The 1407-nt window shown below is 68.2% G+C and carries 1 protein-coding gene and 1 pseudogene; both read left to right on the plus strand.

Annotation, left to right across the window (positions count from 1 at the left end; all coding sequences use genetic code 11):
- Positions 1-102, plus strand: a pseudogene (locus ABZ842_RS38805) (sulfate adenylyltransferase small subunit); the annotation flags it as partial.
- Positions 103-104: 2 nt separating this feature from the next.
- Positions 105-1407: GTP-binding protein (locus ABZ842_RS38810; protein ID WP_361548589.1), on the plus strand; the 1303-nt coding region annotated here is incomplete at its 3' end.

A 1407-nucleotide genomic window follows, 5' to 3' on the forward strand; every position in this document is an offset into this window, starting at 1 on the left:
GAGATCGCGGCATCCCGGTTGACGGAACGGGGTGCCACCCGCGCGGACGACAAACTGTCCGAAGCGGCGATGGAGGACCGCAAGCGGGAAGGCTACTTCTAACCATGACCACCCACACGAACTCCAGCGACAACACGCCTTTGGCGGGGGTGTCCGCGACGACGCTGTTGCGGTTCGCGACCGCGGGCTCCGTCGATGACGGCAAGTCCACCCTGGTCGGGCGTCTCCTGCACGACTCGAAGTCGATCCTGTCGGATCAGTTGGAGGCCGTGGAACGGGCTTCCGCGCAGCGTGGGGCCGAGGGTCCTGATCTGGCGTTGCTGACGGATGGGTTGCGGGCGGAGCGGGAGCAGGGCATCACGATCGATGTCGCGTACCGGTACTTTGCCACGCCGCGGCGGCGGTTCATCCTGGCGGACACGCCGGGGCATGTGCAGTACACCCGGAACATGGTCACCGGCGCCTCCACCGCCGACCTCGCCATCGTGTTGGTCGATGCGCGGAACGGGGTGGTGGAGCAGACACGGCGTCATGCCGCGGTGGCCGCGTTGTTGCGGGTGCCGCACGTGGTCCTCGCGGTGAACAAGATGGACCTCGTCGGGTGGGACGAGACGGTGTTCGCCGCGATCGCGGACACGTTCACCACCTACGCCACCGCGTTGGGGGTCCCGGAGGTGACGGCGATTCCGATCTCCGCCCTCACCGGGGACAATGTCGTCGAGCCCTCCGCGCACATGGACTGGTACGGCGGACCGACCATCCTGGAGCATTTGGAGACGGTGCCGGTCGCGCATGATCTGGCGACGTGTCACGCACGGCTTCCGGTGCAGTACGTGATCCGCCCGCAGACGGTCGAGCACCCGGACTACCGCGGGTATGCGGGACAGATCGCCGCCGGCACCTTCCGCACCGGACAACAGGTCACCGTCCTGCCCGCCGGCCGCACCACGACGATCGCCGGGATCGACCTGCTCGGTCGTAGCGTGGACGTGGCGTGGACCCCGCAGTCGGTCACCCTCCTCCTCACCGACGACCTCGACATCTCCCGCGGCGACCTGATCGCCCCGGTCGACGACGCCCCCATCCCCACCCAACACATCGAAGCCACCGTCTGCCACCTCGCGGACCAACGCCTCACCCCCGGACAACGCGTGCTGGTCAAACACACCACCCGCACCGTCAAAGCGATCGTCGAGTCCCTCGACTCCCGACTCGACCTCAACACCCTGACCGACACCCCCCACCCCCCACACCTCACCGCCAACGACATCGGCCACATCACCCTCCGCACCGCCACCCCCCTCGCCCTCGACCCCTACACCCACTCCCGCCGCACCGGCGCCTTCCTCCTCATCGACCCCAACGACGGCACCACCCTCACCGCCGCCATGACCGGAGACAGCTTCG

The organism is Streptomyces sp. NPDC047315 (genome assembly GCF_040643215.1).
Classification (GTDB): domain Bacteria; phylum Actinomycetota; class Actinomycetes; order Streptomycetales; family Streptomycetaceae; genus Streptomyces.